The 5,651-nt window shown below is 50.5% G+C and carries 2 tRNA genes and 3 rRNA genes; all 5 read right to left on the reverse strand.

The window, feature by feature from the left end:
• Positions 1–42: 42 nt before the first annotated feature.
• Positions 43–155 (reverse strand): 5S ribosomal RNA (rrf, locus tag VPA02S_RS31125).
• A gap of 128 nt (positions 156–283) precedes the next feature.
• Positions 284–3,156: ribosomal RNA gene (locus tag VPA02S_RS31130) — 23S ribosomal RNA — on the reverse strand.
• Positions 3,157–3,477: 321 nt separating this feature from the next.
• A tRNA-Ala gene (locus VPA02S_RS31135) sits at positions 3,478–3,553 on the reverse strand.
• 29 nt (positions 3,554–3,582) lie between these two features.
• Positions 3,583–3,659: transfer RNA gene (locus VPA02S_RS31140), tRNA-Ile, on the reverse strand.
• Positions 3,660–3,738: 79 nt separating this feature from the next.
• A 16S ribosomal RNA gene (locus VPA02S_RS31145) occupies positions 3,739–5,273 on the reverse strand.
• Together the 16S, 23S and 5S rRNA genes with 2 tRNA genes alongside form the textbook arrangement of a ribosomal RNA operon.
• Positions 5,274–5,651 lie beyond the last annotated feature (378 nt).

The raw sequence follows: 5,651 nt of genomic DNA on the forward strand, positions 1-5,651 counted from the left end.
AAAAGCCCAACACACCGTGTTGGGCTTTTCCTGGCTGTAAGAGCCTGACGATGACCTACTTTCACACGGGAACCCGCACTATCATCGGCGCTGACGCGTTTCACTGTCCTGTTCGGGATGGGAAGGAGTGGTACCACGTCGCTATGGTCATCAGGCATAACTTGTTGTCGTGCTGATCACATGATCAACACAACGAATTCATAGAGTTTGGAATCAGCTTTTGGCGAATTATTTTGAATGCGTCAACTTGGCATAACACCTTGATCTGATTGATCAAAGTTATAGGGTCAAGCCGCACGAGCAATTAGTATCAGTTAGCTTAACGCATTACTGCGCTTCCACACCTGACCTATCAACGTCCTGGTCTTGAACGACTCTTTAGGGGGCTCAAGGCCCCGGCAGATCTCATCTTGAAACGAGTTTCCCGCTTAGATGCTTTCAGCGGTTATCTCTTCCACACTTAGCTACTCGGCAATGCCACTGGCGTGACAACCGATACACCAGAGGTGTGTCCACTCCGGTCCTCTCGTACTAGGAGCAGGCTTCCTCAAATCTGCAGCGCCCACGGAAGATAGGGACCAAACTGTCTCACGACGTTTTAAACCCAGCTCACGTACCTCTTTAAATGGCGAACAGCCATACCCTTGGGACCGGCTACAGCCCCAGGATGAGATGAGCCGACATCGAGGTGCCAAACACCGCCGTCGATATGAACTCTTGGGCGGTATCAGCCTGTTATCCCCAGAGTACCTTTTATCCGTTGAGCGATGGCCCTTCCATACAGAACCACCGGATCACTATGTCCTGCTTTCGCATCTGCTCGACTTGTCAGTCTCGCAGTTAAGCACGCTTATGCCATTGCACTATCGTCACGATGTCCGACCGTAACTAGCGTACCTTCGAACTCCTCCGTTACGCTTTGGGAGGAGACCGCCCCAGTCAAACTGCCTACCATGCACTGTCCCCGATCCAGATAATGGACCTAGGTTAGAACCTCAAACACACCAGGGTGGTATTTCAACGTTGGCTCCACAAGATCTAGCGACCCTGCTTCAAAGCCTCCCACCTATCCTACACAGATCTGTTCAAAGTCCAATACAAAGCTACAGTAAAGGTTCATGGGGTCTTTCCGTCTTTCCGCGGGGAGATTGCATCATCACAAACATTTCAACTTCGCTGAGTCTCAGGAGGAGACAGTGTGGCCATCGTTACGCCATTCGTGCAGGTCGGAACTTACCCGACAAGGAATTTCGCTACCTTAGGACCGTTATAGTTACGGCCGCCGTTTACTGGGACTTCAATCAAGAGCTTGCACCCCATCATTTAATCTTCCAGCACCGGGCAGGCGTCACACCCTATACGTCCACTTTCGTGTTTGCAGAGTGCTGTGTTTTTAATAAACAGTCGCAGCCACCGATTTTTTGCAACCCATTCATGCTTCGTTGTTCACTACACACTAATAGGGCACACCTTCTTCCGAAGTTACGGTGTCAATTTGCCGAGTTCCTTCTCCTGAGTTCTCTCAAGCGCCTTAGAATACTCATCTCGCGCACCAGTGTCGGTTTGCGGTACGGTCGTATATAGCTGAAGCTTAGTGGCTTTTCCTGGAACCTCGTTCAGTCACTTCACGGACAAGTCCGCTCGATCGTTGGCCTCGGTATATGTGCACCGGATTTGCCTAATGCACGCCTACATCCAACTAAACCGGGATATCCAACACCCGGATGACCTATTAAGATCCGTCCCCACATCGCACTATATAACGGTACAGGAATATTGACCTGTTTCCCATCAGCTACGCATCTCTGCCTCGCCTTAGGGGCCGACTCACTCTACGCCGATGAACGTTGCGTAGAAAACCTTGCGCTTACGGCGAGGGGGCTTTTCACCCCCTTTAACGCTACTCATGTCAGCATTCGCACTTCTGATACCTCCAGCACGCTTTACAACGCACCTTCACAGGCTTACAGAACGCTCTCCTACCACTTGCAATAAATTGCAAATCCGCAGCTTCGGTAACTGGCTTAGCCCCGTTACATCTTCCGCGCAGGACGACTCGATCAGTGAGCTATTACGCTTTCTTTAAATGATGGCTGCTTCTAAGCCAACATCCTGACTGTTTTAGCCTTCCCACTTCGTTTCCCACTTAGCCAATTTTAGGGACCTTAGCTGGCGGTCTGGGTTGTTTCCCTCTTGAGTCCGGACGTTAGCACCCGGTGCTCTGTCTCCCAAGCTGTACTCATCGGTATTCGGAGTTTGCCTTGGTTTGGTAAGTCGCCATGACCCCCTAGCCAAAACAGTGCTCTACCCCCGATGGTAATACTTGAGGCACTACCTAAATAGTTTTCGGAGAGAACCAGCTATTTCCAAGTTTGTTTAGCCTTTCACCCCTATCCACAGCTCATCCGCTAGTTTTGCAACACTAGTCGGTTCGGACCTCCAGTACCTGTTACGGCACCTTCATCCTGGCCATGGATAGATCACTTGGTTTCGGGTCTACACCCAGCGACTGATCGCCCTATTCGGACTCGATTTCTCTACGGCTTCCCTATTCGGTTAACCTTGCCACTGAATGTAAGTCGCTGACCCATTATACAAAAGGTACGCAGTCACCCCTTACGAGGCTCCTACTTTTTGTAAGCACGCGGTTTCAGGATCTATTTCACTCCCCTCCCGGGGTTCTTTTCGCCTTTCCCTCACGGTACTAGTTCACTATCGGTCGATGATGAGTATTTAGCCTTGGAGGATGGTCCCCCCATATTCAGACAGGATTTCTCGTGTCCCGCCCTACTTGTCGTTAGCTCAGTACCACACAGGTCATTTCACGTACGGGGCTATCACCCGCTATGGCCAGTCTTTCCAAACTGTTCCGTTATGTCTTGTGCTATCACTAACAGGCTTCTCCGATTTCGCTCGCCACTACTTTCGGAATCTCGGTTGATGTCTTTTCCTCGAGCTACTGAGATGTTTCAGTTCACCCGGTTCGCCTCGCATGACTATGTATTCATCATGCGATACCTTTCGGTGGGTTTCCCCATTCGGAAATCTCCGGATCAAAGCTAATTTGCCAGCTCCCCGAAGCTTATCGCAGGCTATCACGTCCTTCGTCGCCTATCATCGCCAAGGCATCCACCACGTGCTCTTATTCACTTGACCCTATAACTTTGACGTTTCTTGCGAAACTACAAAATCATCACAAGGAATATGTCAGGTCTCTCACCTGACGCGTTATGCCGTACATTCAATTCGATTTGACTCGAAATTGAAGTTTCTTTTGACGCAATCAAAAATTCTATGTTGCTGATGGCACGGTCTGCACTAAACCTTTACGAATGTGCAGTTTCCATCAGCAACGCTGATTCGACTCTATGAATTTTTAAAGAACAGCCGATTGATCAAGAGATCTCGATCAACAACAAAGAAGCCTCATGCCTAGACAGGAAGCCGCTTTGGTGTTGAATTTAAGTATCGCATTATTGGTGGAGGATGACGGGATCGAACCGACGACCCCCTGCTTGCAAAGCAGGTGCTCTCCCAGCTGAGCTAATCCCCCAAAACTCTCACACGAGAAATCAGAAGATTTGGTGGGTCTAGTTGGGCTCGAACCAACGACCCCCGCCTTATCAAGACGGTGCTCTAACCAGCTGAGCTACAGACCCAATCGAGAATCAATGAAGACTTCGACTTCTTCCAACAACCGATAAGTGTGGGCGTTTAAATTAAATTGCTTGTTTCCAGAAAGGAGGTGATCCAGCCGCACCTTCCGATACGGCTACCTTGTTACGACTTCACCCCAGTCACGAACCCTGCCGTGGTAATCGCCCTCCTTGCGGTTAAGCTAACTACTTCTGGCAGAACCCGCTCCCATGGTGTGACGGGCGGTGTGTACAAGACCCGGGAACGTATTCACCGTGACATTCTGATCCACGATTACTAGCGATTCCGACTTCACGCAGTCGAGTTGCAGACTGCGATCCGGACTACGACTGGTTTTATGGGATTAGCTCCCCCTCGCGGGTTGGCAACCCTTTGTACCAGCCATTGTATGACGTGTGTAGCCCCACCTATAAGGGCCATGAGGACTTGACGTCATCCCCACCTTCCTCCGGTTTGTCACCGGCAGTCTCATTAGAGTGCCCAACTAAATGTAGCAACTAATGACAAGGGTTGCGCTCGTTGCGGGACTTAACCCAACATCTCACGACACGAGCTGACGACAGCCATGCAGCACCTGTGTTACGGTTCTCTTTCGAGCACTAAGCCATCTCTGGCGAATTCCGTACATGTCAAAGGTGGGTAAGGTTTTTCGCGTTGCATCGAATTAAACCACATCATCCACCGCTTGTGCGGGTCCCCGTCAATTCCTTTGAGTTTCAACCTTGCGGCCGTACTCCCCAGGCGGTCAACTTCACGCGTTAGCTTCGTTACTGAGTCAGTGAAGACCCAACAACCAGTTGACATCGTTTAGGGCGTGGACTACCAGGGTATCTAATCCTGTTTGCTCCCCACGCTTTCGTGCATGAGCGTCAGTACAGGCCCAGGGGATTGCCTTCGCCATCGGTGTTCCTCCGCATATCTACGCATTTCACTGCTACACGCGGAATTCCATCCCCCTCTGCCGTACTCCAGCAATGCAGTCACAGATGCAGTTCCCAGGTTGAGCCCGGGGATTTCACAACTGTCTTACATTACCGCCTGCGCACGCTTTACGCCCAGTAATTCCGATTAACGCTTGCACCCTACGTATTACCGCGGCTGCTGGCACGTAGTTAGCCGGTGCTTATTCTTACGGTACCGTCATTAGCCCTCTTTATTAGAAAAGGCCGTTTCGTTCCGTACAAAAGCAGTTTACAACCCGAAGGCCTTCATCCTGCACGCGGCATGGCTGGATCAGGCTTTCGCCCATTGTCCAAAATTCCCCACTGCTGCCTCCCGTAGGAGTCTGGGCCGTGTCTCAGTCCCAGTGTGGCTGGTCGTCCTCTCAGACCAGCTACAGATCGAAGGCTTGGTGAGCCTTTACCTCACCAACTACCTAATCTGCCATCGGCCGCTCCATTCGCGCAAGGTCTTGCGATCCCCTGCTTTCATCCGTAGATCGTATGCGGTATTAGCACAGCTTTCGCTGCGTTATCCCCCACGATTGGGCACGTTCCGATGTATTACTCACCCGTTCGCCACTCGCCGCCAGGATTGCTCCCGCGCTGCCGTTCGACTTGCATGTGTAAGGCATGCCGCCAGCGTTCAATCTGAGCCAGGATCAAACTCTATAGTTCGATCTTGATTTTTTTCGCTCTTTCGAGCAACTCATAAAAACGGAATTGAAGTGAACTTCACTTCTATTCTCATGAGCGTTTTAAGTCTTGCGACTTGTTCCGAAGAACTTACGCAATTACCTTCAAACGCCCACGCTTATCGGCTGTAAATTTTTAACGAACCCCGAAGCAACTTTCGTCTGCTTCGTCTTGCTTGCTGTGATCAGCGAAGCCTTGTAGTCTATCACGGTTTTTTAAGTACCGTCAAACTTTTTTCGCTTTCTTCAGCTTCTTGTCGCACCCCGCAACCTTCGCTGCGAGACGCTGAAGCTGCTTCAGCGGAGCCTTCGATTATGCACTGTTTTTTCAAACCGCGTCAACTTCGAAGAAGATTTTTTC

This window comes from Variovorax paradoxus NBRC 15149 (assembly GCF_001591365.1).
Classification (GTDB): Bacteria; Pseudomonadota; Gammaproteobacteria; order Burkholderiales; family Burkholderiaceae_C; genus Variovorax; species Variovorax paradoxus.